Raw genomic sequence first — 26,078 nt, 5'->3', positions numbered from 1 at the left:
GGGCCGCAGGGCCTCTCGAACGCACGGGATGCTCGGCGAGACGAGCCTGTGAGCGCAACGACCGAATACGCACGCTCGCCATCAAGCTGATTTACGACTTGATCAGACCTTCCCTAGTCGCCGACGTCGCAAGACCAGAGCAGCCGCTCCTTGCTGCTCTGTCATAGGTCGGGGCAGCCGCCGGAGCGAGGATGAACTGCAAGAACGACGGACGAAAGACCGCCCGGCTTCAGATGAGAATGGCCGCTGATTTCATCAGCGGACGATTTCAATGAACGACGATCTAGAAGCACGAATTCGCTCCGGCCAAGCATTGTCCGAATCGATGGGCAACTTCCACGTGACGGGGTGGTCGCCAGAGCGCAGGACGCTCCAGGCCGCCTTCACGGTAAGACGCGAGTATTGCCATACGAACGGCACCATCGCCCAAGGCGGATTCATCACCGCCTGGCTCGATGCCGCGATGGCCCATGCCGTGATGCACGACTCAGAGCACCTGCAGACTGTTTTCAGCCTCGAAATCAAGGTGAGCTTCTATAAAAAGGTCGGCCCGGGTGAGGGGCGGGTCGAAGGGCGGGTGATCAAGCGTGGCAAGCGCATTGCGTTCCTCGAAGCTGCGCTTTACAACCCGGAGGGCAAGTTGGCGGCCGAGGCATCCTCAACCGGAATACTGGCAAGCCTCTAGTGCGTTGACGCCGACAGCGAGTTGCATGAGACGGATCGGGCCTGCATGGGCGTCGCTCGCTCAGGTTGCACGGTTCGATCATGGCGGCGGAAGCGCGCTTGACTTGCCGGGCTGACATGCAACATCGCTTTAAAGCTCGGCAGTCGCTTGCGAAGGCTTGCCACTGGTTCTTTCCAGTCATGCGGGTCTCAGCACCATAGCAATCAGTGACAGATGCGCAGGGTAGTAGGCGTAGAAGACCCATCTACGGCGGCGCAACGGAACGTCAACATGACGAGCGCCCAAAATCAAGGGCAGGGCGGCCAGCGCGGAAAAGTCGCCGTTGACGATTGCGAGCGAGGTTGTCGCCATGGCCCACAAGAGCATCTTGACGCCATCGGGACGGCGCGCGAACCCCCAGGCACCGAGGCAGCAGAGCAGTGCGGGCCACCAGAACTCCACCAGTGCACCTCCTATGAGGAAGGCGATCAATGCCGCGACGCGCGCCACCGCGCCGCCGCGTTCGAGGAGCCAAACGATCAAGGTCGCCAACCCAAGGGTCACGAGTATGTTCAACGGCCACCAGCCGACAAGGCGAACGAAAGCGGGTGTCGCCAGCAGCGCGAAGACCGCCAGCCGCCTCATGACGCGCAGATGCATGCCGGCTTGAAACGCGCCGGGCCTCGCCAGGTTGGCCATGAGGACGAAGCCAAAGAGCGGCATCACCATGCGCCCCAGTGCGTAGAGGGCGGGGCTCGCGTCCTGCAGCAGGTACTTGTTGACGTGATCGCCGGTCATGAGCACCAGGCCGACCCATTTGAGCGCCTCGAGGGAGCCCTCCGAGATGGACCAGGCCGTCGCGGGCGCTGCAGGCTTCGCCAGGAAGGACATCGACAAGCCCGCGCGCACCTGGGTGGTTTTGTCGGAATTTCTTCGTGCCTTCACTTGCCGGTCGTCGTTCGATGGTGTGGTCCCGCGGCGCCTAGACGCGCTCATGGCTCGGCGCTCCTCGGTCTCTGGCCGAGCGCTGGCGCACATGCACGGGTGCGGGATGCGGGCGGCGATCCGGGAGATGGATCGAATGGCCTTGCGCCAGCGCGTCGGCGATGCGTTCGCGGATCAGTTGCACCAGGCGGTGCTGCGAGTCCTGGTCGCTGGTCACGCGCGTCGCGTACTGCTCGGCCAGCGCCAGGTCGGCAGCCGCGGCGGCCAGTTGTGGATGCTGACGACGGATCTCGGGGGACACCGTTTCGCCGCTTCGTATGCGCATCGCGCGTTCCTCCATGGCGCGAAGGTAGTCCGGTGTCTCGATGCGCCATACGGCACGCTGCGTGACAATTCTTTTCTCTCCAGTCAGCTCGCCCTGTGCATTGCGCTGCGCCACCAGGACTTTCACCGGACGCGCGCCGTGCCTTGTGAGGACCACCTGTTCTCCGAGGCGAGGTTGCGAAGCCGATTCCGCGAGTGCGCGTTCGAGATCCGAACCCCAAACCGTGCGATAGCCAGTCTCGGTGCGGACCCTCATGTAGAAGGACATGCGCTGCGCCGGATCGAATTGGTAGGGTGCGGCGGCCGCTGCAACCAGCAGCCCTTGAACGGTCGACCTAGGGGCCGTGCGCGGCGATCGATGGTCTTGCGGCAGCTCCGCCGGATCTGGCGCGGCATCGTGAGCCGCGCCTTGGCCGCGTGAACCATTGCGCGCCATCGCTGCCCCGCGTTCCTCCGGTGCGGTTCGGGTTGCCGGCGCCTGAGCGGCACCCTTTTCACGCGATGGCGGAGATGGCTTCGAGGCGCGCTGCATCTGGAGGATTTCCACTTCCGTCGGTTCGTAGCCGTGGACCTCGATGCCACACAACGCGGCTTCGCGCCACATGCCCTGCCGGAAGCTCTCGGTGCCCTTGACGGTGAGGGCCCGCCAGCCCCGCGCCTCGGCGATCGCCACCACGCCGTGCAGCACCTCGCGGTTCTCAGTCTGCACGCGGATGCGCGCGCCGTCGTCGATGAAGGCGAGGGTGCGGTCCGGAAAGAAGTATCGGTTGTTGACGCGCAGGTAACGGCGTTCGATGGCATCGGGCACGCGGGGATGGCCGCGTCCCGCCTGCGGCGCTTCGGCCTGGACGGCGCCGGCCTCGTCCTGCGAGGCAGCGCTCGCGATGTCGGACGGCGGCGGGCTTCCGGATGCTTGATCTGTGGACATCGCGGCTCCTTTCGCATGCGTGCTGTTCGGGGTGCCCTGATTTCAGACTTGAGCCGAGGGCGTCAGTCCAGGATGCGCGCCATGAACTCGTCGGCATGACGCTTCAGGTCCTCCTCGCTGAGCTTCTCGGTGGGAATCTCCACGTCATCGAAGTCGAAAGAGAAATCGTCCAGCTGCAGGTCGTCGGCGACCGCGTCGCCGCCCGCGGTCGCGGCCGTTGGGTTCTCTGGTGACGGCCCACCGCCTTTCGGCGTGGCACCAGTGATGAATCCCGAACTCGTGCCAGCGGTGTCTTGCTCGTCATCGGTCACGACCGGCCGAACGGGCGCGAGGATGTCACCGCGCCTGCCCACGTCGAGCTTGGGCACGGGCGGCGGCGGCCGTTCGCGCGGCGCGAAGAACCTGTCGCGAAAGTAGAGGACGCGATGCGCCAGCACCGGCCGCAGGCCTTCGTAGAACAGGAGCATCCGGTCCGAACCGAGTTCCTTGACCTCCTGGGGCAGCAGCAGGCGGCGCGGTTGCTCGCTGATGCTCATCGTCGGCGCCTTGCCCGCACCGCCCCACATCGGGCGGCTGACGTTCTTCTGCCGGACGGTGTAGGTCCCCAGCTCGCGGGAGATCGCCTCGGCGTCCTCGTACTCCTTGGGCGGAAACACGATGCGCGCGGCCAGCATCTTGCGGATCGACTTGGCGCCCTCGATGCCGTACTTCTCGATCAGCTGCGAGTGGGACTGCACGATGACGACGGTGCGCACGTTGTAGCCCGGCAGGAAGGCCGTGGAATCGGCGATGACCGGGATGCGCCCGAGCGCCGCGAACTCGTCGAGCATCAGCAGCAACTGGTGGCGAAGCTGCGGGTTGCTTTCCGGAAGTTCCCGCGTTTGCAGGCCGATAGCCTGCTGGAAGAACAGGTTCAGCAGCGGCTGCAGCCGGGCGATGTTGTCGGGATTGATCTGCACATAGATCGAGATCGGACGCTTGCGCAGGTCCCGCAGGTCGAAGTCGTTGGCCGAGGTGGCCGCATCGATCATTGGGTTGAGCCACAGGTCCAGGCGGCTGGTGAAGGTCTTGCGGATGCTTGAGGCCGTGGTCGGCGCCAGGTCGATCACGTCGTAAAGGCTCTGCACCGCCTCCTGCGAGAGGGGGTAGCCGGCACGCTCGCAGGCGTCGATCACGCGCTTCCAGTGCTTCTGAAAGCCCTCCGCATCGCTGGCCATGCCCTGACGCAGCACCTCGCCGAGGGTGCGCGTGGCGCCCTCGGTCTCGAAGAGGTAGAGGGCGATGCCCAGGAACAGCGACCGGGCCGACGAGCTCCAGAAGGGGTCGCCTGCCTGCGGATCGGGAAAGAGCATCGTGCCGATGCGCTGCAGGTCGTCGATGCAGCGGTAGGGCTGCTCGGACACGTAGCCGAGTGGGTTCCAGCGTGCCGAGCACTCGCGCTCGGACAGCGGATCGAACAGGTGCACCTCCTGCCCATGGGCCGCGCGAAAGCCCGCCGTGCGCGTGAAGTTCTCGCCCTTGATGTCGCTGACGATGGCCGAGCCGGGCCAGTTCAGCAGATTGGGAATGACCACGCCGACGCCTTTGCCGCTGCGCGGCGGCGCCTCGAGCTCGACACCTTGCTGGCCGGGCAGCACCAGGTAGCGGTTGCCCAGGCGCCCGAGGATGATGCCGTGCTCCTGCAGCAGCCCGGCCCGTGCGATCTCGCGCCGGCTCGCGAACCGGGCCTCGCCGTGCAGCGGCCGGCGACGCGGCAGCATGGCGACGCCCACCAGGCCCAGCATCAGCCCCTGGGAACCGGCCAGCGAGGCCAGGAGGACGCGACGCACGTCCGGCCGATCGTCGTAGGCCTGCCAGTACGCGTGCAGGGTCAGCAGCGTGACTTGCTGCGGCGGCAGTTTCATCGCCATCATGAACGCATGGCCGGCAACGTAGACGCCGACGATCGCGGCCACCAGCAATGCGACCGCAATCCTGAAGGGGCTAGGCAAGCCTTCGGTTCTTGGTGCCAGGGTCATACCAGATCTCCCGCACGATGCGCCGCGGCCGGCCGTCGCTGCGTTCGCGCGCGCATTGCACGACGATGTCCACGCTCATTTGCGCCAGTTCCACGGCGTCGCGCGTGCTCATGCCCTGGCCCGCTTGGCTGCGCTTCATCAACTGCGCCAGCGCCACGAAGGCCATCGCCGCGCTGTCCGCATGCACGCTGGTGATCGAGCCGGGGTGGCCGGTGTTCACGGACACGAGGTAGTCGTAGACCTCTTCGCCGGTCCGCAACTCGGAAACGAACACGCGGTCGGGGCGCTGCCGCTTGGCACTGGCGAGCAGTTGGCCGGGCGTGACCTCGGCTTGCCCCTGTGCGCCTTGCGAGTAGAAGAGCCTCACATGGTTGGGTTGGTTGCGCAGCGACAGTTCCTTCACGTCCTCGATCGTGATCAGACGGTCCTCGGGTGGCACCTCGAGGATCAGCGCCTTGCCGATCGTCGTCTTGCCGGAGCCGGTGGCGCCGGACAACAGGATGTTCTTGCGCCACTGCACCGCGCGCCGCAGGAAGGGCACGAACTCGCGGCGTGCGAGAAGCCTCGACAGGTCCCGGTCCTCCGGCGCCAAGTCGTTCGGCTCGGATGGGCGTGCCGGACAGGCGGGGACGCTGCATGTCGGCTCGAAGATGCGCAGATCCGCCAGCTCTTCGAGGCTCCAGAGCGTATGGGACGGACGCCGGATCGTGATCGAGACGGTCCGCTCCAGCGTCGCGGGCGGCAGCACGATCTGGATTCTTTCGCCGCCCGGGAGGGTGGCGGACAGGAGCGGCTCGTTGGCGGAGATGCGCTGGTGCGTGAAGTTGGCCACAAGCTTGGCGATGGCCATGCACCAGTCGAAGCTCGCGAACGGCAACTCCTCGCGCAGCCAGCCCGATTGCCGCTCCACGAAAGCCACGCCGGGCTCGTTGATGCAGATTTCGGTGACCTCGGGATCTTCCAGCAGACAACCGAGAGGGCCGAGAAAGAGGACAAGGGACGAGGGCGATTCCGCGGCTGCTGCGGCTCCCGCAGGGCTGGCCACCGATTGCAGGTCATCGGTGGCAGCGCAGGGCGCGCGTTCAGGGATTGGCTGGGTCGGTTCGAAGCGCATAGACGCTCCTGAAATCCACGTCGCGGGCGACCAGGATCTGGATTCGCTCGCCCTGGTTCTTGATGACAGTCGGCGGGATCGACACGGTGCTGCGCAGCACCTCCGTGATGACGTCGCGGCTGCCCTGCGGACCAAGCACCAGGCCGCCGCCGCTGCCGACCCGGGTGCCGCTTTGCTGCTGGGCGGCGATCGCCTGCATCGCGCCGTCAATCACCGAGATCAGGACCGCGGCGCCGAATCGATCCCAGAAGTGGGTGTCGACGAAGCCGGGGAGGCCGTTGCGTCCCAGTTCGTCGGTCCCCGGGGAGGCCAACTGGACCACGACGCCGGTCGGGGTGCGCGCTTCGTTCCACACGATGAAGACACGGCCCTGTCCCTGCCGCGGCGTTCCGCGCTGCTCGCCCACGTACTTGGTGCCGCGCTCCAGCAGCACGACCTTGCCGTCCGCCCCGTAGATGTCGCTGGCCCCGATGCAGGTGGTCATGCCCTCGTAGGTGGAGTCGATGGCGGTCTCCAGCGTGCAGTCGATGAACGCACCCTTGGGCAGAAGCATGCGCCGTGTGGGCAGGGTCTGGGCGAGGACCGCCGGGGTCGGCGTCGGCCGGAGGCTCGCGGCAAGTTGACCGCCGCCGGATGCGGCCGAGCCGGCGCCAGGCAGCTGCAGCGCGCCGAACAGCTGGGACGTGCCTGGCCCGCCGCCGGCCGGAAGCACCGTCGGGTCCGCGAACCCGTGTGGCGCCGAAATGCCCGAGGGTTGGGCGGACTGCGCGCGCCGAAGCACCGGGGTGCCCAACTTCCGTTCCAGGGCGATCTGCTCCGGCGTCTTCTGCGGGGTGCCCGCGTTGACGGCGTTCGCCGGCGGCGGCGGGGCGAGGGGAGCGCCGGCGACGGCCGTCGCTTCCGGCGGTGTTCTCGGCGGATCGATACGACCGAGCGGTGGCACCTTCATCTCGCCGCCGGCACGTGCCGCGGCTGCCTTTCTCGCGGCCTCTTCGGCCTCGCGGGTGTTGGCGTACTGCGTGTTGTAGTACCAGAACAGGAAGCCGCCGCCGAGAAGAATGATCACAGCCAGCGCCAGGAACCCGCTGATGCGCGACTGGACAGAGCGCTCGCGATTGACCGATGGAATGGTGCGTTCACCTCGCACTGTGGCGCGCTCGTCGGCGACTCGGGATGCGGCGCTTCCGGTGGCCGCCGCTGGTTGCCCAGAGAGGATCTCCCCGGTGCCGGGGTCGATCTCGGACGCATCGGGATGCGCCGGCGGATCCATCCGGGCGCCGCGGCGGGGCTGGTTCATTCCGGTCACGGGTCCTCTCCTGTGGTCGTCCGTCGCACTCCTTCTGCGCTTGTGTGGGTCGGGGTGCGCGCGCCGCCGCCGTCGAACGACCGGTTGACCACGCAGCCGACCAGGCCGCCGCGCCGCAGCACGAAGCGACGCGCCACGCGGTGGATCACGACTTCATCTGCTTCGACGTTGAAATTCAACAGCGACTCGGATCCGTCGTCGTTGCGCACGAACATGGCGGGAAAGTCTGATTGCGCCTGGAAGCGGAGTCGCGTTTGCACGCCGTCGTCGTGGGCACTCTCGGGCCTGAGCGATTCGCTGCCGCAGAACCAGTAGTCGGCATTGCGCGGGCGCTTGGAGGCCTCTTCATTCATGCGCGCTTCGGTCCGGCGTCGTTCCTGATCCGCTGCCGCGGCGCGGGCCTCGTCGTCCGGGTAGGTGAAACGAATCGAATACACCATGCGTTTGGTCGCAGCGCCCGCGGGCGCGACGGAAGACATGATGAAGTCGAAGTGGTAGGCCCGCCGGTTCGTGAGGAGGGTGAAGTTGGTCGAAGCGCGCGCTTCCTTGGGCTTGATGAAGAAGTGGTTGCGCTCGGCGCCGACATCGAAGGCACCGTTGTCGCCGGCGCCGAGGTTCACGAACTCCTCGCCTTCGGCAAACTGCAGATGGATCTGGTAGCCCACGTAGCCCTGCAAAGTCACGACATCCTCAGGGTCGTAGGCGACCACCCGCACCCGGGCATCGACCTTGCCGGTGGGCGGCACGGTCGCAGTTCGGCCGTGCGGCGCGGCAAGCGCCAGACTTGCCGCCAATCCGATCGCGAAGGGAAACCTGCGGTGCATGCGCCACGGCTTCATCGCGCCTCCTGCCTGCTCGGTGCAGCGCTGGCCGGGGCGACCTCGGGTTCGCGGCGATATTCGACGACGCGAAAGCCCAGCGGATTGAGCGATCGCATCTTGTTGTCCGTCGACGGCGGGACATAGGCGAATTCGATCGTGGCGACCCAGTGGCTGGTCTGCTCCTCACCGGTACCGCCCGTGCGCGTCGAGCGGGTGAAGCGAACCTGTGCCAGCTTGTCCTTCCCGCTCTCCAGCTTGAGGAAGATGACCGATCGCACCTGCGCGCGGATGGACGTGCCGTCCTTGTAGGCATTCAGAGGTGAGGCCGGGTTGTCGGCGGCCCACGCGGCGGCCCACTCTTGGTTCAACCGAGGCGAGTTCTGCGAGGCGACCAATTCGTAATCCGCCTCCGCGGTACCGTAGAAGTAGCGCTCGCGGGCGATCACATAGTTCTGCAGCAGGTTGCGGGTCACCAGCTGTTCGATGTCGGTCGTACCCTCGTAGGCGGGAACGACGTCGACGATCCCGCTGCTGCTGTCGACACGGATGAGAACGGGAACAGGCTGCTTCAGCGGCGTGAGCCCGCTGACGGCCGCGACCGAGAGCACAGCGACCAGTGTCGCCGCTGCGGCCACGGTCCAGGCGATCTTGCTCGATCGCTCCGAGCGGCGCGCGCGGTCGAGTTCCCAGCTCTGGGCCTCGTTCAGATAGTTTTCAAGGGCGGCGTTCTGGTGCATGTACCGCTCCTGATTGAGAAACGCCGTTCGGGATGTTGATCGGTGTGAGCGGCCCTTCGCAATCCGGCGGCGTAGGCGGGCGAGTGCCGCATGCCGCAAAAAGAAGGGCAAGCAGAGAAAGGATGATCGAAGGCTTCATCTGCACGCTCCTCGCTAGCGATTGCGCGAGAGGCTCGGCATGACCTGCTCTCTCGGAAGCACGGTGCCGCCGCGACGCGCGGCGCCGACACTTGCCATCGAGGCCACGCCAGCACCAACGCGATTGCCCGCCAAGCGGCGGAACGAATCCCAGCGGCTGCCCGGCTCCCGCCGCAAGCCGTCAAGCACGCCGCGGCCGAATTCGTAGCTAGTGCGCTTGGCCCCGCCGAGTCCCCAGCGAAGTGCGCCGCTGACGACACCATAGGTGCTCAGCGCGACTCCGCTCGCAAGCCCAGCCGCAATAGACATAACTTGGCGCATTATCAGAAAGACTAACGCTGAGGCAATGCACACTCTGGCTCCCTCCGCGATCGTGATCGCGCCGCCAAGGGATGCTGTGTTCTTGGTATAAGAGCGGAGAACACTTAACAAAAGTGCTGCCGCGAACGTTGCAAGAATGCTAACGAGCGCGTAGTTGGCAAGTTGAGCTACCCAGGCCTCGAAGAAGCGCTTGGTAGCATCAAAGAACACAAGCACGATAAAGATCGGGCCCAATGCGAGGATCAACGCGAGAGCAACCTTCGAAAGAGCTAACAAAAATGCAGTCGCGACGACGGTTAAACCAACGAGAAGGTAGACGAGAAAGCCTGCGAGATAGTAAGAAAAGTTTGCATTTAGCACGCTTCCTTTGCTAAGCAGTTGCTCCGCTGTCAGGTTCCCGTCAATCCATATTTGGTCTACAACAGACACTGTTGAAGAGGCTCCAAGGATTGCAGCCGCAAGCTGGTCGGGACTTCGGGTGAAGGTATCGACAGCGGCATCGTTGTAGGCCCAGAGGCGCAGGCCAACGCCGAGCACGACGGCGATGACAAGGATGCGCTTGACGCCTTCCCAGAGCGGTTCTTGGATTCGTCCAGTCAATGAGAGGTAGCCCCAACTCATTACGTAGATGGTCGCGAGCGTTACCGCTGCGGGCTCGATTGCGGATGCAACCCGCGCGGCGTTCGCACTCACGTAGGTGGCCAATTGCCCGTTGAGCCAAGTAAAAAACTGTTCGAAGAAGCCCATACGTCCTCCCGTACCATTTACCGTTGTAGCGCCGGCTGCAGTGGAACGGGCTTCAGATTCTTGATGCTGCCAATGCCTTGCAAGATCTTGCGCTCTACATCCTCGTCCCGAGGCGCTGATGGCGTTAAAGCCGGAGGAGCGATTGCATCGGAAGGCATTGATTGTTCGATCGTGGCACGGGTGATGTAGTAGTACGTCCCTACGCTCGCGGCGGCAACGATGACGCAGAGCGCCACATAAGTTTTTGTGCTCTTAAACATCTCGCCCCTTCTGCGGATCTAATAGCTCACCGCCGACATGGCCCGCACGCTGCCCACGTCTGTGGTAGCACGCTCGCGCAAACGCTGCTGCTGGGCCGCTTCCTCGGCCCTTGCAATCTGATAGAGGCTCTGCAGCTTCGTCTGCTCATTGGTAAGCATGTTCTGCTCTGCCTGGATCCGTGCCTGCAAGTCCTGGATCGCCTTGGGGTCCTGCGCGTAAGCGATGCGACTGATGAGCAATTGCAGCGCCGAGAAACGCTGGCTGGTGTTCTGGTATGCGCTCTGGGTCATTCCGTTGAGCAGCGCCGCCGATTGCCGCCCTTGCTCGACGATCTGCCGCAACTCGGGACTGAGCGCCTCCATCTGCATTCCGGAGAGGATACTGTTGGCCTTCATGATCGACTGCACCTGGCTGGCCAGCCCCTCATAGCCGGCCGAAGTGCCGTTGAGCGTGTTCATCAACTCGCCATAGCTGGGAGGCAAGTAGTTGCGCGCGAGGTTAGAGGTCGGCAGCAGTTGCTCCATGCCTCGGCTTCCAGTCATCGCGTTGTGGGTCTGGGTCAGCTGGTCCTTCGATTCCTTCAACTGGTCGTATTGCTTCTGCATCCCGGAGATCTGCTGCTGCCAGTACATGACCTGCTGAATCAGGTTGGCGACGGCCGTGACGTCGATCACCGGGATACCGGCTTTGGCGTGCAGCGGTGCCAGCGAAGCCGCCGCAAGGAGGAGGGCAACAAGAAACCTATGCATGGGAGTTCTCCTGGTGTGAGAGCGAAAGGGAAGGGCGGTCGGCCAGCGCCTTGCGGAAGGGCGCGAGCCATTGGTCGGGATCCGGTCCGAAGGTCGCGATGCACTCGCGCATGAGGCGGACATTGCTCGTGCGCCCGGAAATGACGTGCAGCGCGTCATCGAAGCCTTGCAGATCGAGCTGCGCGACCACGCTGACATGGTTCTGCTTGATGAGAAATTGCCGGGAGCCGGGCTCGAGTTCCTGCTTGATGAGCGCGAACTCCCTGTCCGTCAGGTTGAAGCCCTGGGTGTACTCGTCGTAGTCCGCCTCCGGATTGGGGAACAGGATCTTCGTGGGCGTCTGCTCGACGATCGCACGTGCAATGCTGGAATCGAGCACATGGCTGGTGCTCTGGGTGAAGGTGGCGACGTTTGCGTTCTTTTTGCGCCAGGTCTCCAGGCCGTTCTTGGCGAACTTCGCGAAGGCGGGGTCGTTCAGGAGCTTGGCGAATTCGTCCATCCAGCACACCAGCGGGCGCCCATCCACCATCCGGTTGACGAGATGAAAGAGGTACATGGTCAACGGTGTGCGCACGACTTCGTTGTCGAGGAAGTCGGTCACGTCGAACCCGACCAAGGCGTGCCGGGCCAGCAGCGGAGCCACGTCGTCGCGATCGTTGTCGAAGACCCAGGCATAGTCGCCGCGTTCCGAGGCACACCATCTGCGAAGGCGTGCGTGCATTCCCTCGGGGTCCGTGATGTCGAGGAAGGCGACGAGGCGGGACAGGCGCCTGAACGAGCGATCGAGCTTCAGGGTGCCATGCAGCGCCTGGTCCAGGTCGTCTTCCTGACGCACGCTCAAGGTGTCGTTCGGTGTGCGCATGACAAGGCGCCTGAGCCACTGCCGCATGAACTCGACGTTGTCGGCGACTGCATCGTCGAGCTGCAGCGGATTCCAGCCGGTCGGCACGCCGTTCTTGAGGGGGAGGTACCGGCCGCCCAGTGCCCGCACCAGAATGTGCAGCCCTTCGTCCTTGTCGAAGATGACCTGCGTGGCATCAAGTCGATTGCAGATCGCCACCATGCAGAACCCCAGCAGCGTGGTCTTGCCGGTGCCGACCGGACCCACGCCTGTGATGTGTCCGACGTCGCGGCGGCTGCCGCCGTCTGGGCTGCGCGGGTCGCTCGCATGCAGCGAGAAGTAGTAGGGCGAACCGGCACGCGTCATGAACATGGCCAGTGCATCGCCCCAGTAGTTGCCCGTGGCCCGGCCTGTCGGGAAATTGTGGAAGGGCGACATGGCGGCGAAGTTGCGGCTGGTTATGGGCGCCTTGCGGCTGCGGTAACCGAAGTTTCCCGGCAACTGCGCCCAGAACGCCGCCTCCAGAGCGAGGTCCTCGCGCGCCACGACCATTCCCGTGTCGCCCAGCAGGTAGCGGGCGCGGGCCACGTTGTCGTTGAGCTGCTTCAGACGAGGCCGGCCTTCGGCCTCGCCGACGCCGTCGTGGGTGTCGGCCAGCACGTGCAGGCTGAAGTGGTGGTCGCCCATCACGAAGCGGTTGCTCATCAGGTCGTCCAGCGCGTCCTTGAGCTCCTCGGCCTGCGAGACAGCCAGGTCCCCGGCGGATGCCATCCGGTGATGTTGGCGGCTCATCATGTCGGTCGCCGTGCCCTTGGCCAGGAATGTGAAGCTTTGCGTGAGCACGAAGGGGAAGGGCGCGGTCAGCAAGGCGCTGAACATCCCAGGCGCCGTGGGCGTGGGGTACTCCTTGATGCCGAGGAAGGCCCCAATCCGCGTCTGGGTGCCCGTGCGGTATTCCATGGCCTCGTTGCCGAAGAAGGGCCGGGTGGTGGCCAGGACCTCGTTCAGGGGTGAGCGCGGCAGCGGTATGCGCTGCCATTCCCCGTTGATCAGCAGGCCGTGGAATTCCATCAGGGAGGAGAACAGCACCTTCTCTTCGCGCAGCCGATAGATGCCCAGGGCTTCGGGGTCGTAGCGCTCCAGGGCCGCGAGCAGTTCCTGGCGCAGCTTGCCGCAGGCATCGAGGGTATCGCGCAGTTCCGCCCGCGCACCCTCGGGATCCGCGTGTTTGAACAGCCGCAATGCGGCGTTGCCGATGCGGGTCGGCTGCGGTCGGTACACGACCGACAGGTACAGCTCGTTGACCATCAGCCGCTCGCCGGCCATCTTGCGGCGATAACGCTGCTCGATTTCATCGGCGAAGCCGGACACCGTCCGCCCGGCCGGATAGCCTGTCTCGCGACGCCGGATCACGTGGGTCCACAGGGCCAGGTTGGGCGAGGCGATATTGCGCAACAGGACATTGAGGCGCTCGTGCCAGCTGTTGATGTCATCGTCGTCCGCGCTTTCGAAGCTCGTGCCGGCTAGGCGCAGTGTCTGTACATAGTCGCCCGCTCGCGTCCGGGCCACATGTTCGTCCACATGAGACGACAGCGGGATCATGGTTGCGGCGCCGGCTTCGCGGCGCAGCGTGTGCTCGGAGCGTGACAGCAGCTTCATGGCGATGCCGTGTCAGACCACCGCCACGGGCGGCGTCCGCATGCGGCGCCGTCCCTGCCAATCAGGCATGTCCAGCGCCAGGGGGCTGTACGAGTTCGCACGCCAGAATCGCAGGTTGCCGCCGAGCATGGCGGGCAGGCGGGTGCGGCCCCACAGCTGCAGCAGATCGAAGAAGCGCGGCTCGTACAGGCAGACCAGGTAGAGCAACCCGTGCATCGGCACGAAGGCCAGCAGCCACGCAAGACTCTTGGTCACGATGAACGACTCGGTCGTGACGACGATGTTGAACATCATGGCCGAATAGGTGACGCCCCAGACCATCGACGGCCGTGTCATGCCGACGAACAGAGGATCCGCGGCGATGCCCTGGTTGCGACTCACGGTCCGCTCTCCCTTACACCCCGAACAGGCCCCGAATCCAGGAGACGATCTGGGGGCCGCCGAAGACCAGCACGGTGCCGATCACGACGGCGACCATCCACCACCAGCTCAAGCGGCCGAACCAGGCCATCGCGCCGGAGACCATCACGGCGACCGCCGCCAGCGGCGTCAGGATGGCGACGAGTTGCTGCTGGGTCGCGTTGGCGCCCGTCGCGAACGGACTTCCGGCCCAGACGAGGTCGGCGGGGGCGGCCGCGAGCACGGCGATGAGCAGGCATCCGATCCATCGGGTTCGGACGCTGAAGCGTGTTGCGGGCCGGATATGGTGTATCGAGCATGCAGTCATGGCAAGACTCCAGTGGCCGAGGAGGATCCCGCGGGCACTTGCCCGGACGGGGGCGCGAGAGAAACTGAAGCTGACGGGTCAATGCGTCGGCTGCCGCCGTAGACGTCCCACCAGGGCGTCGGCGCCGCGCGTTTGCCGGCGTCGGCCGGGCCCTTGGTGGCCTGAGCGGCCATGGGCTTGACCGCCGCGGTCTGGGCGGAGGTACGCGAGGTGGACGCGATCTCTCGCTGGATGGCTGCGATATCGCCGAGCGTGCGAACGCGCTGCGCCTCAGCTTCGGTCGCTGCCTGCATATCGGACGCGGCGAGCCGCTCAGCCTTACGGCGCGCGAGATCCTCCAATTGCGCTTGCGACTTTGCGAGCTCTTCGCGAAGGATCGCGATGCGGTCGTGGTCGCGCGCCGCCTGCTGCTGGGGACCGACGACCTGGGATGCGCCGGGCTCCGCCTGCGCCCACAGGGTGCAGGCGTGCGCCATCAAGCCAACGACAGCAAGCAAGGAAAGCCAGGCCTCGCGTCGGCCTTTGTCGGTCGAATGCCTGCGTTGAACATCGAGTGCTTGCATAGGGCGCAATGTCCGCCTTCGCGCATGCGTGTGTCGACTATTGTTCTTGACAGTGGCATCGCAAAGCGTGGGGCGGCGATATTCGTGAGCGACGCGGCATGGCGATCCATCACGGACCAACGAGGCAGGGCCTCCCGTGCGTCGAGACAGCTCTGTCGCATGTCTCGGTGGCATCCGCACAGCGCGCCGTTCGGGTGTGGAGGCTCGCGTCGAGGCCTGAGGAGCAAGTCATGGGCAACGTGGTCATCTTCGGCAACCAGAAAGGTGGCGTCGGCAAGTCGACCCTAGCGGTGCTGTACGCATGCTGGCTGGCCGAGATGAGGCGCCAGTCGGTGTGTCTGATCGATCTCGACGCGCAGGCGAACAGTTCGAAAACGCTGCGTCGGTCCCCGGCGATCGCCGACGCGGTGGAACTGTTCGGTCATGACATGGGTCCGATCGTCCCGCCGCGCGAGCAGACCCTTGCGCTAGTGCCGGGCAGCAAGAAGCTGGCCGATGTCGAACTCGCGAGGGCGGAAGTCGTGATTCCCGCCTTCCGCAGGAACGTGATGCTCTTGGCGCAAGAGTTCGACGCAGTCGTGATCGATACGCCACCGGCACTGGGCCTGCGCATGAGCGCGGCACTGATGGCCGGCCATGCTGTGGCCTGCCCGATCGAGCTGGAGGAGTACAGCCTCGACGGCGTTGCCGACATGCTCAGAACCATCTTCGGCGTCAGACAGCGCTACAACCCGCAACTGCGGCTGGCGGCCATCGTGTTGAACCGGTTCAATCCGCATTCGTTGCGGCAGAAGGCCGCGATGCAGAATCTGGCCTTGAACTTTCGGGAGTTCGTAATACCGGCACGGATCTCGACCCGCTCGGCCATTCCCGAGGCGCTGGCAGCAGGCGTGCCGGTGTGGCGATTGCCCAAGAGCGCGGCCCGCGAGGCGAGCCTCGAGGTGATGCGGGTGTTCGAGGTGCTGCAGCAACGCATCGACGCCTCGAGCAAACCGGTGCCTGTGGACGAGCAGCCATGAATGCGCCCGACGGGCTGGACCTGAGTGTGCTGTCGCAGTTCAGGGCGGCCGATCTGCTCACGGGCGAAGCGACCTCTGCGGCCGTGGGCACACCGATGCAGGTGGCGCTCGACCGCATCCACTTCGACCCTCGCCAGCCACGCCGTCGCATCCGGAGCGAACGCATCGAGGAACTTGCCGCATCGATCCGAGAGCATGGCGTGCTGGAGCCGGTATCGTTGCGTTGCCACCCCGAACATGCGGATCGGTACATCGTCAACCGCGGCGAACGCAGGGTGCGCGCGGCACGCCGGGCAGGGCTCACCACAGTCCCGGCATTCGTGGATGAACGGGTCGACCCGTTCGCACAGGCCGCGGAGAACCTGCACCGCGAGGACATGTCGCCATTCGATCTGGCCTCCTTCATCGCCGAGCGGGAAGGGGAAGGTCATTCGCGTGCAGAGATCGCGCGGCGGTTGGGCAAACCACGTTCCTTCATCACCGAGGCTGCGCGGCTCGTCGACGCACCGCCGCAATTGCGGCAGGCGGTCGAGGATGGGCGGGTCGGCGGGGACGTGCGATTGCTCTACGAGTTGGTGGCCATCGCCTGGGATCGCCCGCACGAGCTTGAGGAACTGCTCGCGCGGGGCGGCCCGATCGGGCGGGCGCAGACAAGACATCGCCCGCCGTCGTCCCCGTCCCTCGGCGGCTCGGCACCAGCGGCGCCCGAGAGCGGGCTTGGCAGGGTCATCAGCGCTGGCCGCACAGTGCTTGTGGTGGAGCATGGTGGAAGGCGCGGGTCGCTGCGCATCAAGGCGAAGGACAGCGACGTTGGGGAGGTTTGCTTCGGCGACGGCACGCGTGCCTTGCTGCCGCTGGCGGACCTGCGGCTGGTGTGCTGGGCCACAGAGGAATAGCGATGCGGCCAGGTCGACGAGTCATTGGCGCCCGACGTGCGGGCGCGTCGTGGCGGGCAATCCGGCATTGGGCAGGAGCCGTTGCGCCGAGTAAGACATGCTCCTAGGACGCGCCCGCTCCTTTCATTGTGGCGTGGCGCTGCCGGTATTCGCGCGGCTTCATCTGCAGGTCGCGAACGAAGGCCCTGCGCATCACCTCCTGGGATCCGTAGCCGCATTTTCCAGCGATGGTCTTGAGGGGAAGTGCGCTCGTCTCGAGCAAGCGGCGGGCGGCGTCGAGGCGCATCTGCTGTACGCCACGCCCGGGTGACAGACCGGTCTCTCGTTCGTAAAAGCGTGCGAAAGAGCGCGTGGACATGTGGACCTCCTGCGCCAATCGGGCAACGCTGAGGTTCTCCTGCAGATGCGTTGCGATCCACAGATGCAGCGTGCCGATCCGAGCGTCGGTGGGGGGCGGCTCGATCGCCACCCACCGACGGCGTGGCATGCCGTAGCGACGGCGGCGTGGTCCGGCCAGACGCGCGGCGAGCGCGTCCGCAAATGCGGCACCCCGGTCCTCCGCGATCCACGACAGCGCCAGGTCTTCTCCCTGGCCCGGTTCGATGACGCGCCAGCCATCCGCGTTCCTGCAGGCCGCGGACAGGTCTGTGCCATGCCCACGGCGCGGTGCCGGCGGCGCGGCGCGCTTTTGTCGCCGTACGGGGTGGACATCCGGCGGACGCGGCAGCAATGCCCGGGCGCCCAGGACGGCGCAGCGGCTCAGCTGCCTCCGGTTCCATGAGAGCCATTCGCGCAAACGCCGCACGGCCGCCGGTCCAGCCGTGCCCGGATCGGGCTCGCCACTGATGAAGAGCGTGCTCGCCCGACCGACGAGCCGGTGCGGCAATGCACGCGTCGAGAGTGTCACACCACTTGAACTCAGGGCCTGGCCGCCCGTTGCCGAGGCCAGTCGAACTTCGTAGCCGACGAGCTTGCCGCGTGTCCTGCGCAAGGCGGCATTGGCGGCCTTGAAGACCGCGAGCACGCGGATGATGTCGAGAAGAACAAATCCAGAGAGCAGCAGGAACCATACCTTGTGCGTCATGAGGAGCCACCGTAGGGAGGGTCAATCCGAAATCTCACTACGCTGCGCCACACCGCGCCAGTGCGCGAAGCGGGGGCTCGCGAGATTGGCAGAAATGGTGGTGAATTTTGCCACCGGGCTCGGCCCGGCGCTTCTAGACTGTTGCACCCTGGCCTCCATCACATGCTGAGTGGCCGCCGGGCGCAAGCAGCAGGCCGGCCCAGCTCGGGTCGGTTCAGAAGGCTGGAGCCGCTGGCCTTTTCGCCTGACGGACTCCACACCGGGAGCCTCGATGGTGCTCGCGAAAAAGGGGGGGCGACGACGCAGGAAGCGCACCTATGAACGAGTGGACCCAGGATGTTCTCGGTCGGTTGAGCCAGGCAAGCGAGCCTTCTGAGGTGCTCGCGCAGATCAGCGTCGCAACCAGGCACCTCGGCTTCGAGCACTGCGCCTACGGGCTGCGCACGCTCGTGCCCTTCACTCGACAGAAGACCTTGATGTTCAGCACGTACGACGAGCGGTGGAATCACCGTTACATCAACGCCGGATACCTCCAGGTCGATCCCACGGTCGCACACGGCGTGCACAGCGGCACGCCCGTGGTCTGGAGCAATGAAGTCTTCCGGGACGCACCGCAGATGTGGGATGAGGCGCGCTCGTTCGGCCTGTGCGTTGGCTGGGCGCAATCGATCTTCGAGCCCGATGCGCGGGTCGGCATGCTGACGCTTGCAAGGTCGGGCGAACCGCTGACGGCCGCGGAGATGCTTGCCAAGGACCTCTTGCTGCAGTGGCTGGTCCATACCGCTCACCGCGCGTTCTGCGGCCTCCTGGGAGGTAGCCCGCTGGAGGGGCTCGAATCCCTCACGAAACGGCAGGTGGAGGTGCTGCGCTGGACGGGCGATGGCAAGACGAGCGATGAGATCGCGTCCATCCTGTGCATCTCGAAACCCACGGTCGAATTTCATCTGCAGAACGCAATGGCCAGATTGGGCGCGCCCACCAAGAGCTCGGCCGCGGCATTCGCTTCACGGCTCGGGCTCCTGAACTGAGTGGAGTGCCGCACGGGGCGCGCCAGCCCGGCTGTGGTGACTCAACCGACCGCGTCGGCGTGCGAGTCTTGGCGCGGACACCAGTCAGTGTCCACGTCGATGAAACAGGCAAAGAGATGTTGGCCCTCGATCAGCACCGGTGGCGCCGCGCGGTGCACGGACAGGCCGGTGCGACGCAGAATGCGCTCGATGCCCAGTGGCGAGGCGCTGATGAGTCGCCGTCCTCCATGCTTGGCAACGGTCCGCATCGCGACGCTCAGCATGTCCAGCGCGAGCGACCAGCCATGTGGACTTTCGCCCGCGTCGAGCCGCATCCAATCGGCAGCGGCAAATCGCGACAGTTCCCAGACGTCAGGCGAGCACGGCGCGGGCGTGGCGCCGAGCAGTTGAGGAAAGACACTGGCGAGCAGATAGGGCCGGTGCGTGGGCAAGAGGCGGCTCGTGCCGACAATCTCCCCGTCCGTATTGCGCGCGATCAGATAGATGGTGTCTTTCCGGTCAAATTCGTCCAGCTCCAGCCGACCGCGCGTATCGAGCTTCCAGCCCAGCTTCTCGACGAAAACTTCGTGCCGGTAGCGCGCCATGTCGAACAGCACGTCTGCCGTGAAAGAGTCGATCGTTCCCGCAATGATCTCCATGGGGTCACCTCGTTGAGTGAGGCCCGCATTACAGCGTGATGACAGGCGCGGGGACACTGTCAGAGTTGATAGGGCGGCGAACGTCGTGGCAAGCGCCCCATCGAGCGCCTGCGAACCATGGTGGGCGGACAGTTCGGTCTTTTTACCTGCGGCCGCGCGCGGTCCAGACGGTGAAGGCACCGGCCGCGACGATCAGCAGCACGCCGACGGCAGCCTGGGGCCGAGGCATGTCGCCCCAGATCGCGTATCCCAGCAGCAGGGCCCAGACGATCAGGCTGTAGCGAAAAGGTGTGACGACCGAGAGATCGACGCCGCGGCAGGCGACGATGAGCGCGTAGTTGCCCAGCGCCGCGCAACCCGCCGCCGCCGCGAGCATGCCGAGCTCGTACCGCGTGAGCGCCGTCCAGCGTTCCACGAGACTCATCAGCAGGCCCGCCAGGCACACGGCGAGCGTGGTCGCGACCGCAATGGTCGACGAGGGGATCGTGGCGGGGATGCGCCGCGTCACCAGGTCGCGGGCGGCCAGCGAAGCAGCGCATAACAGCGCACAGGCAAGACCGGCCGGGGGGACATCCGGCCGCGCGGCCGGCTGGATGACCAGCAGGACGCCACCAAATCCCGCGGCGGTAGCCAACAGACGCCCACCGCGCCAGGGCTCCCACCGCAGCACCATGGCCGTGGCGGCGATCATCAGTGGCGCGGTCATCATGAGCGTGCTCACAGTGGCAAGCGGCGCCAGCGACAGGGCGACCACGGAAGCGAGGGCCGTCGTGACCTCGAGTCCGCAGCGCGCCCCCACGAGCGGGCGCAGTGCCGTTCGCCAGCTACCGCGCGTGCCCCGCGCGATGGCCAGGACGAAGATGGTCGCGAACGCACCGCGCACGGCAAGAACCTGCCCGGGCGGCAGGCTTTGCGCGGCCAGCTTCACGAAGACATCGTTGAGGACGTAGCAGCCCATGGCCACCAGCATGAGCAGGATCCCCCGGCGATTGGCCTTTGCGCTAGCCATTGGTGGACGGTGGCGGCGTCGGGGCGGCGTGCGGAGCCATAGGGTCGGATGGCGGCTCCGGGAGCACCGAAGCGCCTGCGACATCTGCATCCGCGCCCGTCCCTGGCCGCGTGCCGAGCGGCGCACCGCAGCGCCGGAGAACATCCCACAGCGCCTGGGCCTTCAGCACGATCTCCTCGACTTCGGCATCGGGGTCGGACATGGCGACGATGGCACCGCCGGCACCGATGGAGATCCGGCCGTTGGCCGATACCAGCGTACGGATCACGATGTTGAGCTGAGCCGCGCCGTCGAGCGACAGATAGCCGATGCTGCCAGAGTAGATGCCGCGCGCGGCATCTTCGAGTTCGTCCAGAATTTTCATCGTGCGCACCTTGGGGGCGCCGGTCATGGAGCCGCCGGGGAACGCGGCGCGCACACAGTCCATGGTCCCCAGGTCCGCTCGAAGCCTCCCGCGGATGGTGCTGACCAATTGGTGCACGGTGGCATAGGTCTCGACCGCGAACAGGCTCGGCGCGTGAACGCTGTCGACTTCGCAGACCCGGTTAAGGTCGTTGCGCAGCAGGTCGACGATCATCAGGTTCTCCGCGCGGGTCTTCTCGTCGGCGACCATGGCGTCCGCGATCGCGTCGTCTTCGGCGGGTGTCGCGCCGCGCGCCGCGGTCCCCTTGATAGGCTTCGATTCCACCTCCCGTTCGCCGGAAATGCGCAGGAAGAGTTCAGGCGAGGCGCACAGCACGGCATAGCCGCCGATGCGCAGGTAGGCCGCATAGGGCGCCGGATTATGCTTGCGCAGGACCCGATAAACCTCCAGCGGTCGGATGCGTCCTTCGCCGACGAGTTGGTTCGTGAGGCAGACCTCGTAGGTCTCGCCCTGCAGGATCTCGTGCTGGCAGCGCAGGATGAGATCTCGGTAGGTCGCCAGGTCCACGCGCCAGGCCAATGAATGCAGCTCGCGGGCCGCATCTGCGCAGTCCTCCGGCCCCTCCACCTGTGGTTCTTCGAGTCGCTCGCGCATGGCCTGCATCCAGCGGCGATTCTCATTGCATGGCGCGTCCTCATCGAGGCAGACGATCCATGCCTGCTGCTCCAGATGGTCGAAGGCAAGAAAGCGGTCGGCGAGAATCCACATCGCGTCCGGGGTGTCCGCATCGTGGGCGCGTGCACCGTCGAGCTCGCGTTTGAGTTCATAGCCGAAGTAGCCCACGAAGCCACAGGCGAAGTCGAAGGGAAGTTTCGGGCCCGCCGGCGACTGGCCCGGGAGGTGGTCGCGCAGGTAGTCGAAGATGCTCTCGTCTCGTACCTGGACGACGTCGCCCCGCCGCACCATCAGTTCGCGCGGTGCGGTGCGGTAGTTCAGTACCTGGGTGCGCGGACCGCTCGCATCGCCCATGAACGAGAAGCGCGCCCGCCCGGCTTCGGCGAGGCTGCTGTCCAGCCAGAAAGCGCAATCGCTGTGCGCGAACGTGCTCATGAACACGGCCTCGGCATCGGCCGCGGTGTCGATGCACTCCGCGTGCAGCGACAACGCCTGCGGACCTTCAAGGTGCAATGCGGGTCCGAAGCGATCCCGTGCCTCGCGTCGCGGCGCCTGCGCGAGCCATTCCAGCGTCAAGTCCCTGAAGTTGCGCAGCAGCCGCGCGCCGAATTCGGTGCAGATCGACTCCGGATGGAACTGCACCCCCCACCAGGGCAGCGAGACGTGGCGCAATCCCATCAATGTGCCGTCGGACGTCCATGCGAGCGGCTCCAGGGAGGAGGGCAGCTGCGTGACCGCGAGGGAGTGGTAGCGCACCGCCTCGAAGCGGTCTGGAATGCCGGCGAAGAGATCGCGCTGCGCGTGCGACACACGATCGAGACGCCCGTGCATCGGCCGCACCGCCAAGTCGACCCGGGCGCCGCAGTGGTGGGCGATGGCCTGGTGGCCGAGGCAGACGCCGAGCACGGGTTTGCGGGAACGCTTCAGCGCATCGGCCGAGATGCCGAGATCGGCGCGTCGCTGCGGACGCCCGGGCCCCGGCGAGATCACGATGTTGTCGAAGTGCATGCGCTCGACCTCGTCCCAGTGCATCTCGTTGTTGCGCAGCACGATCGGGGGCTCGCCGTTGCAGGCCGCCAAGTACTGGTAGAGGTTGTAGGTGAACGAGTCGTAGTTGTCGATCAGCAGCGTGCGCATGGGATGCTCCTTAGCGGTAGGCGGAGCTGCGCATCGTTGAAGATCCGCGCCGGCGTCGCAACTGCGCAATGTGCTAGTTGCTCGGCGCGGGCAGCTTGCCGATGGGGCGCTGCAGGTCCCTGGTAGATCAGGGTTCGTTCATCCTTTGCCCTGAACCCGATCACGGTGGGCAAGAACCTCGCCCATGCGGTCTCGCTGCACGGCGCTTCTCGTCTCATGGCCGGTGCACGAACCCAATACTGCTGTTTGCTCCGGCGTTCGCTGTCAGCCTGCGGCCAAGACGCGTTCGATCGACAAGGCCGCGGCGCGATATGCGCGCACTTCGACAATGCGCGGGTGACGACTGCGGCCGCGGTGAGCAGAAAAGTTGCGGATCGATCTGTCTACCGCACGGCGATGTCAATGAAGGTCATGCCGGGCGGTGCCTGCTCGAGCGAGAAGGAAGCACGGCGGCGTGCAAGGCGCGCTTCCCGCGTCCTCGACACGCCCGGCACCATCTGCTTGTAAAGCTTCATCTTCGCCGGATCGATACCCAGCCATCGGGCCGCCTGCGCGGTGATGTTCCATGGCTCCGTTGCCGAAGCGAGAGGGTTGTCGCAGGCGGAACGAGCCGCCTTCGCGAGTCCACTCCGGCTTCCTCGAGCACACGTCTCGTGGACTCGTGCTGGGATCGCTTCTGTCACTGCTTGCCGACGCCTGTCGAGGGGAGCAGAGACGGTCTTTTCATGCCCGCCAAGAGACGCACAGTCCAAGCTGGGTTACGGGCCAGCACAGGTCAGATGTAGCGATGAGAATTTTGGGAAGCGAGATGCCGCGCGTCATCGGGCCATCCCGTCAGTTTTCAGAGGCCTCTCAAAAGTCATAGTTGTCTTAGGCTGCACCTCGTCGCACGCTAGAAGCAAATCCATGCGGAAGACGATTTGGAAAGAGGCTGCCGCTGGGTTGAACAGCGATTGTCGAGCCCTGCGCAGTGCACGTTTCACTCTCGCCTGGGCACTGGTTCTGCTATTCGGCTCTTCAAGCGAGGCACTTCATCTCAAACAATGCGCGGCTTGAAAGCACGGCCCCCATAAAGGATCCGTCATGCAACTCGAACACCACGTTGAAGCTCGCGAGCTTGTTCCACAAACTGTCGGCGCACCCGCGTTCTTTCGCATGGCCGACGTGATTCGTATCACTGCATTGAGTCGCGCCACCGTGTATCGAAGAATTGCTCAAGGCAAGTTCCCGCCACCGGTACATATAGGGGTGCGCGCCTGTCGGTGGCCGCGCGCAGCGCTTCAACGGTGGATCGAGGATCCAGAGAGCTATTCGAATACATCTCTATCGCCGATAGCCTTGAGCCAGGCGGATGCGCCGCTCCAGTTGATGCAAGTGATGCCGCACGACCTCAATGCGGACTGCTTTGATGGCCCTCGTCCTCGAAGCGGCGATGTGCCAGGCCCCGCTGCTGTGGGTTAACCGGGAGCCTCTTGCTGAGGCTGCCTTGAGTGCCAGGACCTGCGCACCGGATACAAGCTGATCCAGATAGTCCGCCCAAGGCTGCGTCATGTCTCAGCCCTTGCCCACGACCCCCGCCCGATCGTAGGCGGCTCCAAGTGAGCCGCTCTTGCCGTGTGCAAGTTGCGCCCCGATCACATCTGGCTGAATGCCATGCAGTTGTTCCGCCATGAGCCGATGCTTTGATCGGCAACAAAGTCGTTCCATGCGCGCAGCGCTGCGCGCTTCGCCTCCAGATGCAGCCCCTTGTCGTAGTGACGATCCTGCACACCGCTCAAGCCGTGGCTGAGAAGCTGTGCTCGGGTGTCCTTGTTGATGCGCAGGGTCTCGGCCAGCATGGTTTCAATCGTCCGCCGGATGTCGCCACCCCGGAACGGGGACTGCGATTGCTCGGCGTGCACCATCGCGATGGAGATCTCTTGAACCGCACTCGAAAGCGTCTCCGCCGCTAGCGGGCCGCCGCGACTAGCGAAAAGCAGGGCGGTCGTATCACCGTTTTCAATGGCATTGATCATTCGAAGCTCGTCAAGAATTTCGGCGATCTCCGGCACCAGGGGAAGCACGTGAGAGCGAGGTTGACTGCGGCGACCTTTTGGGTCGAGCAGGGTGACGGTCGAGGCGCTGACATCTGCATGGCGGAGGCGGAGCAGTTGCTGGAAGCGTTGACCAGCAGACGCGATCTGCAATTGGAGTGCGAGCCGAGTAAGGGTCGAGGGAAGGGCGGCGACATGTGCGAGATAGTGACGCAACTCTTCCACGGAGAGGACGCGTTCGCCGGGCCGATTGAAGGTCGCGGCCATCTTGCCAGCGGGTACGGCGGCGGCGGCGTTGTACGTGAGGCCGAAGCCGGCAGCAGCTGCCGGAGCCATCGGGTCAGTGGCAGCACCCAGCGCGAGCTTGAACGCGGCCGAAGCGTAGCTACGCAGTTTGAGCGCCGTGCGGCCACGCTTCACTTGAACATCCGCGCCAACAAGTCGAGTCAGGATGCGCGAGAAGTGCTCTGGCGTGATCTGCGCAGCCGGAAGAGCGGCGAGATCGGGAAATGCGATCTCGACGTGGTTCTTGAAGATGTTCTCCACATCAGAGGCTGTGCGGTCCTTGCCCTTGGCGCGGAGCGCAGCGACGTAGGCGTCCAGTAGCGCCCTCAACGTCTTCTCCTTGGCGTCGCGAATCTTGGCGACCGCCGCGGCCTGCTGGGCCTTGCGCTCGGCGCGGTCGATCTCGCGCTGGGCGGCCGGATCTTCGCCGGCAGTAATGCTCGCTTGGAGCCTTGCCGCTTCGGTGCGAGCTTGCGGGAGCGTCAGACAGTTTTGGGCTTCGTTCACGCTGTAGCGTCCGATCGACTGACGGGTTGTCTTGCCATCGCGATTCCACTCGAACACCCATTCAGGCACCACGCCGCCAGCCGTGAGGCGCTTGCGAATCTTAAGACTGCCGGCGCCGGGGCGGACGGCGCCGTCGGCCAACATGCGGCCCGGCTTGAGCGCGCTGATCGCCGTGGTCGTCAGCGGCTTGGGCGCGCTACGGCGGACAGCCGACTGGGTTGAAGTGTCACGATCCATGTCACGATCCATGGTTGGATTTGGAGAGCGCAAATGATACGACAACGGACAAGGTGTTTCGATAACTTATTGATTTATATAAGATTAATTGAATGGATCGTGACAACGTGGGACGATCGTAGATCTTCCAGTAGCTGACTTTTAATCCGTTGGTCACTGGTTCGAATCCAGTACGTCCTACCACCGAACCTCGCTGAATACGAAAAGCCCGCCGTCGAACAGACAGTGGGCTTTTTTCGTTCCGTCTGCACAACTTGCCGCCCGAACCTGCCGCATTGCATGGCCCATCGAACAGACCGGCAC

Annotated in this window: 25 protein-coding genes; 5 read left to right on the top strand and 20 right to left on the bottom strand. The window is 65.2% G+C overall.

The window, feature by feature from the left end:
• The first annotated feature begins 271 nt into the window (after positions 1–271).
• Positions 272–685: a PaaI family thioesterase gene (locus ACSFA7_RS07925; RefSeq protein ID WP_435498864.1), complete on the top strand. Its 414-nt coding sequence runs from the start codon at positions 272–274 to the stop codon at positions 683–685.
• Between the two features lie 177 nt (positions 686–862).
• Here the strand turns inward: ACSFA7_RS07925 and ACSFA7_RS07920 are convergent, their stop codons facing one another.
• The 14 genes from ACSFA7_RS07920 to ACSFA7_RS07855 all read right to left on the bottom strand — a co-directional run bounded on the left by ACSFA7_RS07920 (position 863) and on the right by ACSFA7_RS07855 (position 14,863).
• On the bottom strand, positions 863–1,660 hold the full coding sequence (locus tag ACSFA7_RS07920) for a TraX family protein (protein WP_435498863.1): 798 nt from the start codon (positions 1,658–1,660) through the stop codon (positions 863–865).
• Positions 1,647–2,861 carry an LPD7 domain-containing protein gene (locus ACSFA7_RS07915; RefSeq protein ID WP_435498862.1) on the bottom strand — a complete coding sequence of 405 codons (1,215 nt, stop codon included), beginning with the start codon at positions 2,859–2,861 and terminating at the stop codon, positions 1,647–1,649. Before ACSFA7_RS07915 ends, ACSFA7_RS07920 begins: the two co-directional genes overlap by 14 nt.
• Before the next feature lie 62 nt (positions 2,862–2,923).
• Positions 2,924–4,852: a type IV secretory system conjugative DNA transfer family protein gene (locus ACSFA7_RS07910; protein WP_435498861.1), complete on the bottom strand. Its 1,929-nt coding sequence runs from the start codon at positions 4,850–4,852 to the stop codon at positions 2,924–2,926.
• Positions 4,845–5,993: a P-type DNA transfer ATPase VirB11 gene (gene virB11 / locus ACSFA7_RS07905; protein WP_435498860.1), complete on the bottom strand. Its 1,149-nt coding sequence runs from the start codon at positions 5,991–5,993 to the stop codon at positions 4,845–4,847. Before virB11 ends, ACSFA7_RS07910 begins: the two co-directional genes overlap by 8 nt.
• Entirely contained in the window at positions 5,962–7,290 is a 1,329-nt protein-coding gene (virB10, locus tag ACSFA7_RS07900; protein ID WP_435498903.1) for a type IV secretion system protein VirB10, read from the bottom strand. Before virB10 ends, virB11 begins: the two co-directional genes overlap by 32 nt.
• A gap of 5 nt (positions 7,291–7,295) precedes the next feature.
• Complete coding sequence (locus ACSFA7_RS07895; protein ID WP_435498859.1) at positions 7,296–8,138, bottom strand: TrbG/VirB9 family P-type conjugative transfer protein; 843 nt, start codon at positions 8,136–8,138, stop codon at positions 7,296–7,298.
• A complete protein-coding gene (locus ACSFA7_RS07890; protein WP_435498858.1) occupies positions 8,135–8,857 on the bottom strand; it encodes a VirB8 family type IV secretion system protein in 723 nt (240 codons plus the stop codon). Before ACSFA7_RS07890 ends, ACSFA7_RS07895 begins: the two co-directional genes overlap by 4 nt.
• Before the next feature lie 153 nt (positions 8,858–9,010).
• Positions 9,011–10,063: a TrbL/VirB6 family protein gene (locus ACSFA7_RS07885; RefSeq protein WP_435498857.1), complete on the bottom strand. Its 1,053-nt coding sequence runs from the start codon at positions 10,061–10,063 to the stop codon at positions 9,011–9,013.
• Between the two features lie 17 nt (positions 10,064–10,080).
• On the bottom strand, positions 10,081–10,323 hold the full coding sequence (locus ACSFA7_RS07880) for a hypothetical protein (protein WP_435498856.1): 243 nt from the start codon (positions 10,321–10,323) through the stop codon (positions 10,081–10,083).
• An 18-nt stretch (positions 10,324–10,341) separates the two neighbouring features.
• Entirely contained in the window at positions 10,342–11,073 is a 732-nt protein-coding gene (locus tag ACSFA7_RS07875; protein WP_435498855.1) for a TrbJ/VirB5 family protein, read from the bottom strand.
• A complete protein-coding gene (locus tag ACSFA7_RS07870) occupies positions 11,066–13,573 on the bottom strand; it encodes a VirB4 family type IV secretion/conjugal transfer ATPase (RefSeq protein WP_435498854.1) in 2,508 nt (835 codons plus the stop codon). Before ACSFA7_RS07870 ends, ACSFA7_RS07875 begins: the two co-directional genes overlap by 8 nt.
• A 12-nt stretch (positions 13,574–13,585) precedes the next feature.
• Positions 13,586–13,954: a VirB3 family type IV secretion system protein gene (locus tag ACSFA7_RS07865; RefSeq protein ID WP_435498853.1), complete on the bottom strand. Its 369-nt coding sequence runs from the start codon at positions 13,952–13,954 to the stop codon at positions 13,586–13,588.
• A 13-nt stretch (positions 13,955–13,967) separates the two neighbouring features.
• A complete protein-coding gene (locus ACSFA7_RS07860; RefSeq protein ID WP_435498852.1) occupies positions 13,968–14,300 on the bottom strand; it encodes a TrbC/VirB2 family protein in 333 nt (110 codons plus the stop codon).
• Positions 14,297–14,863, bottom strand: coding sequence for a hypothetical protein (locus ACSFA7_RS07855; protein ID WP_435498851.1), 567 nt, complete (start codon positions 14,861–14,863; stop codon positions 14,297–14,299). The genes ACSFA7_RS07860 and ACSFA7_RS07855 overlap by 4 nt, the downstream gene beginning before the upstream one ends.
• Positions 14,864–15,093: 230 nt before the next feature.
• Between ACSFA7_RS07855 and ACSFA7_RS07850 the strand changes: the two genes are divergently transcribed.
• Positions 15,094–15,882 (top strand): ParA family protein, encoded by a 789-nt coding sequence (locus ACSFA7_RS07850; RefSeq protein WP_435498850.1) that lies wholly within the window; start codon positions 15,094–15,096, stop codon positions 15,880–15,882.
• A complete protein-coding gene (locus tag ACSFA7_RS07845) occupies positions 15,879–16,778 on the top strand; it encodes a ParB/RepB/Spo0J family partition protein (protein ID WP_435498849.1) in 900 nt (299 codons plus the stop codon). Before ACSFA7_RS07850 ends, ACSFA7_RS07845 begins: the two co-directional genes overlap by 4 nt.
• A gap of 103 nt (positions 16,779–16,881) precedes the next feature.
• Here the strand turns inward: ACSFA7_RS07845 and ACSFA7_RS07840 are convergent, their stop codons facing one another.
• A complete protein-coding gene (locus tag ACSFA7_RS07840) occupies positions 16,882–17,862 on the bottom strand; it encodes a helix-turn-helix domain-containing protein (protein ID WP_435498848.1) in 981 nt (326 codons plus the stop codon).
• Between the two features lie 317 nt (positions 17,863–18,179).
• On the opposite strand from ACSFA7_RS07840, the gene ACSFA7_RS07835 reads away from it, so the two are divergent.
• Entirely contained in the window at positions 18,180–18,890 is a 711-nt protein-coding gene (locus tag ACSFA7_RS07835; protein WP_435498847.1) for an autoinducer binding domain-containing protein, read from the top strand.
• A 41-nt stretch (positions 18,891–18,931) separates the two neighbouring features.
• On the opposite strand, the gene ACSFA7_RS07830 is transcribed toward ACSFA7_RS07835, so the two are convergent.
• From ACSFA7_RS07830 to ACSFA7_RS07815, 4 genes are all read right to left on the bottom strand, one after another.
• Entirely contained in the window at positions 18,932–19,528 is a 597-nt protein-coding gene (locus tag ACSFA7_RS07830) for an acyl-homoserine-lactone synthase (RefSeq protein WP_435498846.1), read from the bottom strand.
• Positions 19,529–19,670: 142 nt separating this feature from the next.
• On the bottom strand, positions 19,671–20,537 hold the full coding sequence (locus ACSFA7_RS07825) for a DMT family transporter (RefSeq protein ID WP_435498845.1): 867 nt from the start codon (positions 20,535–20,537) through the stop codon (positions 19,671–19,673).
• Complete coding sequence (pabB, locus tag ACSFA7_RS07820) at positions 20,530–22,713, bottom strand: aminodeoxychorismate synthase component I (protein ID WP_435498844.1); 2,184 nt, start codon at positions 22,711–22,713, stop codon at positions 20,530–20,532. Before pabB ends, ACSFA7_RS07825 begins: the two co-directional genes overlap by 8 nt.
• A 383-nt stretch (positions 22,714–23,096) precedes the next feature.
• Entirely contained in the window at positions 23,097–23,228 is a 132-nt protein-coding gene (locus ACSFA7_RS07815; protein ID WP_435498843.1) for a hypothetical protein, read from the bottom strand.
• A 568-nt stretch (positions 23,229–23,796) separates the two neighbouring features.
• Here ACSFA7_RS07815 and ACSFA7_RS07810 point away from each other — a divergent pair.
• Positions 23,797–24,174 (top strand): helix-turn-helix transcriptional regulator, encoded by a 378-nt coding sequence (locus ACSFA7_RS07810; protein ID WP_435498842.1) that lies wholly within the window; start codon positions 23,797–23,799, stop codon positions 24,172–24,174.
• Positions 24,175–24,347: 173 nt separating this feature from the next.
• Here the strand turns inward: ACSFA7_RS07810 and ACSFA7_RS07805 are convergent, their stop codons facing one another.
• Positions 24,348–25,775: a tyrosine-type recombinase/integrase gene (locus ACSFA7_RS07805; RefSeq protein WP_435498841.1), complete on the bottom strand. Its 1,428-nt coding sequence runs from the start codon at positions 25,773–25,775 to the stop codon at positions 24,348–24,350.
• Between the last annotated feature and the right edge of the window lie 303 nt (positions 25,776–26,078).

It is taken from the genome of Variovorax trehalosi (assembly GCF_051216415.1).
Lineage (GTDB): Bacteria > Pseudomonadota > Gammaproteobacteria > Burkholderiales > Burkholderiaceae_C > Variovorax.
This window is presented reverse-complemented; position numbering and strand designations above follow the sequence as displayed.

What these genes read in the sequence shown, in the direction of transcription:
- ACSFA7_RS07895 (WP_435498859.1), bottom strand. Translation starts at nt 8,138, where the DNA reads ATGAAGCCGTGGCGCATGCACCGCAGGTTTCCCTTCGCGATCGGATTG.
- virB11 (WP_435498860.1), bottom strand. Translation starts at nt 5,993, where the DNA reads ATGCGCTTCGAACCGACCCAGCCAATCCCTGAACGCGCGCCCTGCGCT.
- ACSFA7_RS07855 (WP_435498851.1), bottom strand. Translation starts at nt 14,863, where the DNA reads ATGCAAGCACTCGATGTTCAACGCAGGCATTCGACCGACAAAGGCCGA.
- ACSFA7_RS07815 (WP_435498843.1), bottom strand. Translation starts at nt 23,228, where the DNA reads ATGAAGCTTTACAAGCAGATGGTGCCGGGCGTGTCGAGGACGCGGGAA.
- ACSFA7_RS07875 (WP_435498855.1), bottom strand. Translation starts at nt 11,073, where the DNA reads ATGCATAGGTTTCTTGTTGCCCTCCTCCTTGCGGCGGCTTCGCTGGCA.
- ACSFA7_RS07915 (WP_435498862.1), bottom strand. Translation starts at nt 2,861, where the DNA reads ATGTCCACAGATCAAGCATCCGGAAGCCCGCCGCCGTCCGACATCGCG.
- ACSFA7_RS07840 (WP_435498848.1), bottom strand. Translation starts at nt 17,862, where the DNA reads ATGACGCACAAGGTATGGTTCCTGCTGCTCTCTGGATTTGTTCTTCTC.
- ACSFA7_RS07845 (WP_435498849.1), top strand. Translation starts at nt 15,879, where the DNA reads ATGAATGCGCCCGACGGGCTGGACCTGAGTGTGCTGTCGCAGTTCAGG.
- ACSFA7_RS07890 (WP_435498858.1), bottom strand. Translation starts at nt 8,857, where the DNA reads ATGCACCAGAACGCCGCCCTTGAAAACTATCTGAACGAGGCCCAGAGC.
- ACSFA7_RS07805 (WP_435498841.1), bottom strand. Translation starts at nt 25,775, where the DNA reads ATGGATCGTGACACTTCAACCCAGTCGGCTGTCCGCCGTAGCGCGCCC.
- ACSFA7_RS07825 (WP_435498845.1), bottom strand. Translation starts at nt 20,537, where the DNA reads ATGGCTAGCGCAAAGGCCAATCGCCGGGGGATCCTGCTCATGCTGGTG.
- ACSFA7_RS07850 (WP_435498850.1), top strand. Translation starts at nt 15,094, where the DNA reads ATGGGCAACGTGGTCATCTTCGGCAACCAGAAAGGTGGCGTCGGCAAG.
- ACSFA7_RS07925 (WP_435498864.1), top strand. Translation starts at nt 272, where the DNA reads ATGAACGACGATCTAGAAGCACGAATTCGCTCCGGCCAAGCATTGTCC.
- ACSFA7_RS07830 (WP_435498846.1), bottom strand. Translation starts at nt 19,528, where the DNA reads ATGGAGATCATTGCGGGAACGATCGACTCTTTCACGGCAGACGTGCTG.
- ACSFA7_RS07870 (WP_435498854.1), bottom strand. Translation starts at nt 13,573, where the DNA reads ATGAAGCTGCTGTCACGCTCCGAGCACACGCTGCGCCGCGAAGCCGGC.
- ACSFA7_RS07880 (WP_435498856.1), bottom strand. Translation starts at nt 10,323, where the DNA reads ATGTTTAAGAGCACAAAAACTTATGTGGCGCTCTGCGTCATCGTTGCC.
- pabB (WP_435498844.1), bottom strand. Translation starts at nt 22,713, where the DNA reads ATGCGCACGCTGCTGATCGACAACTACGACTCGTTCACCTACAACCTC.
- ACSFA7_RS07885 (WP_435498857.1), bottom strand. Translation starts at nt 10,063, where the DNA reads ATGGGCTTCTTCGAACAGTTTTTTACTTGGCTCAACGGGCAATTGGCC.
- ACSFA7_RS07920 (WP_435498863.1), bottom strand. Translation starts at nt 1,660, where the DNA reads ATGAGCGCGTCTAGGCGCCGCGGGACCACACCATCGAACGACGACCGG.
- ACSFA7_RS07835 (WP_435498847.1), top strand. Translation starts at nt 18,180, where the DNA reads ATGAACGAGTGGACCCAGGATGTTCTCGGTCGGTTGAGCCAGGCAAGC.
- ACSFA7_RS07860 (WP_435498852.1), bottom strand. Translation starts at nt 14,300, where the DNA reads ATGACTGCATGCTCGATACACCATATCCGGCCCGCAACACGCTTCAGC.
- virB10 (WP_435498903.1), bottom strand. Translation starts at nt 7,290, where the DNA reads ATGAACCAGCCCCGCCGCGGCGCCCGGATGGATCCGCCGGCGCATCCC.
- ACSFA7_RS07810 (WP_435498842.1), top strand. Translation starts at nt 23,797, where the DNA reads ATGCAACTCGAACACCACGTTGAAGCTCGCGAGCTTGTTCCACAAACT.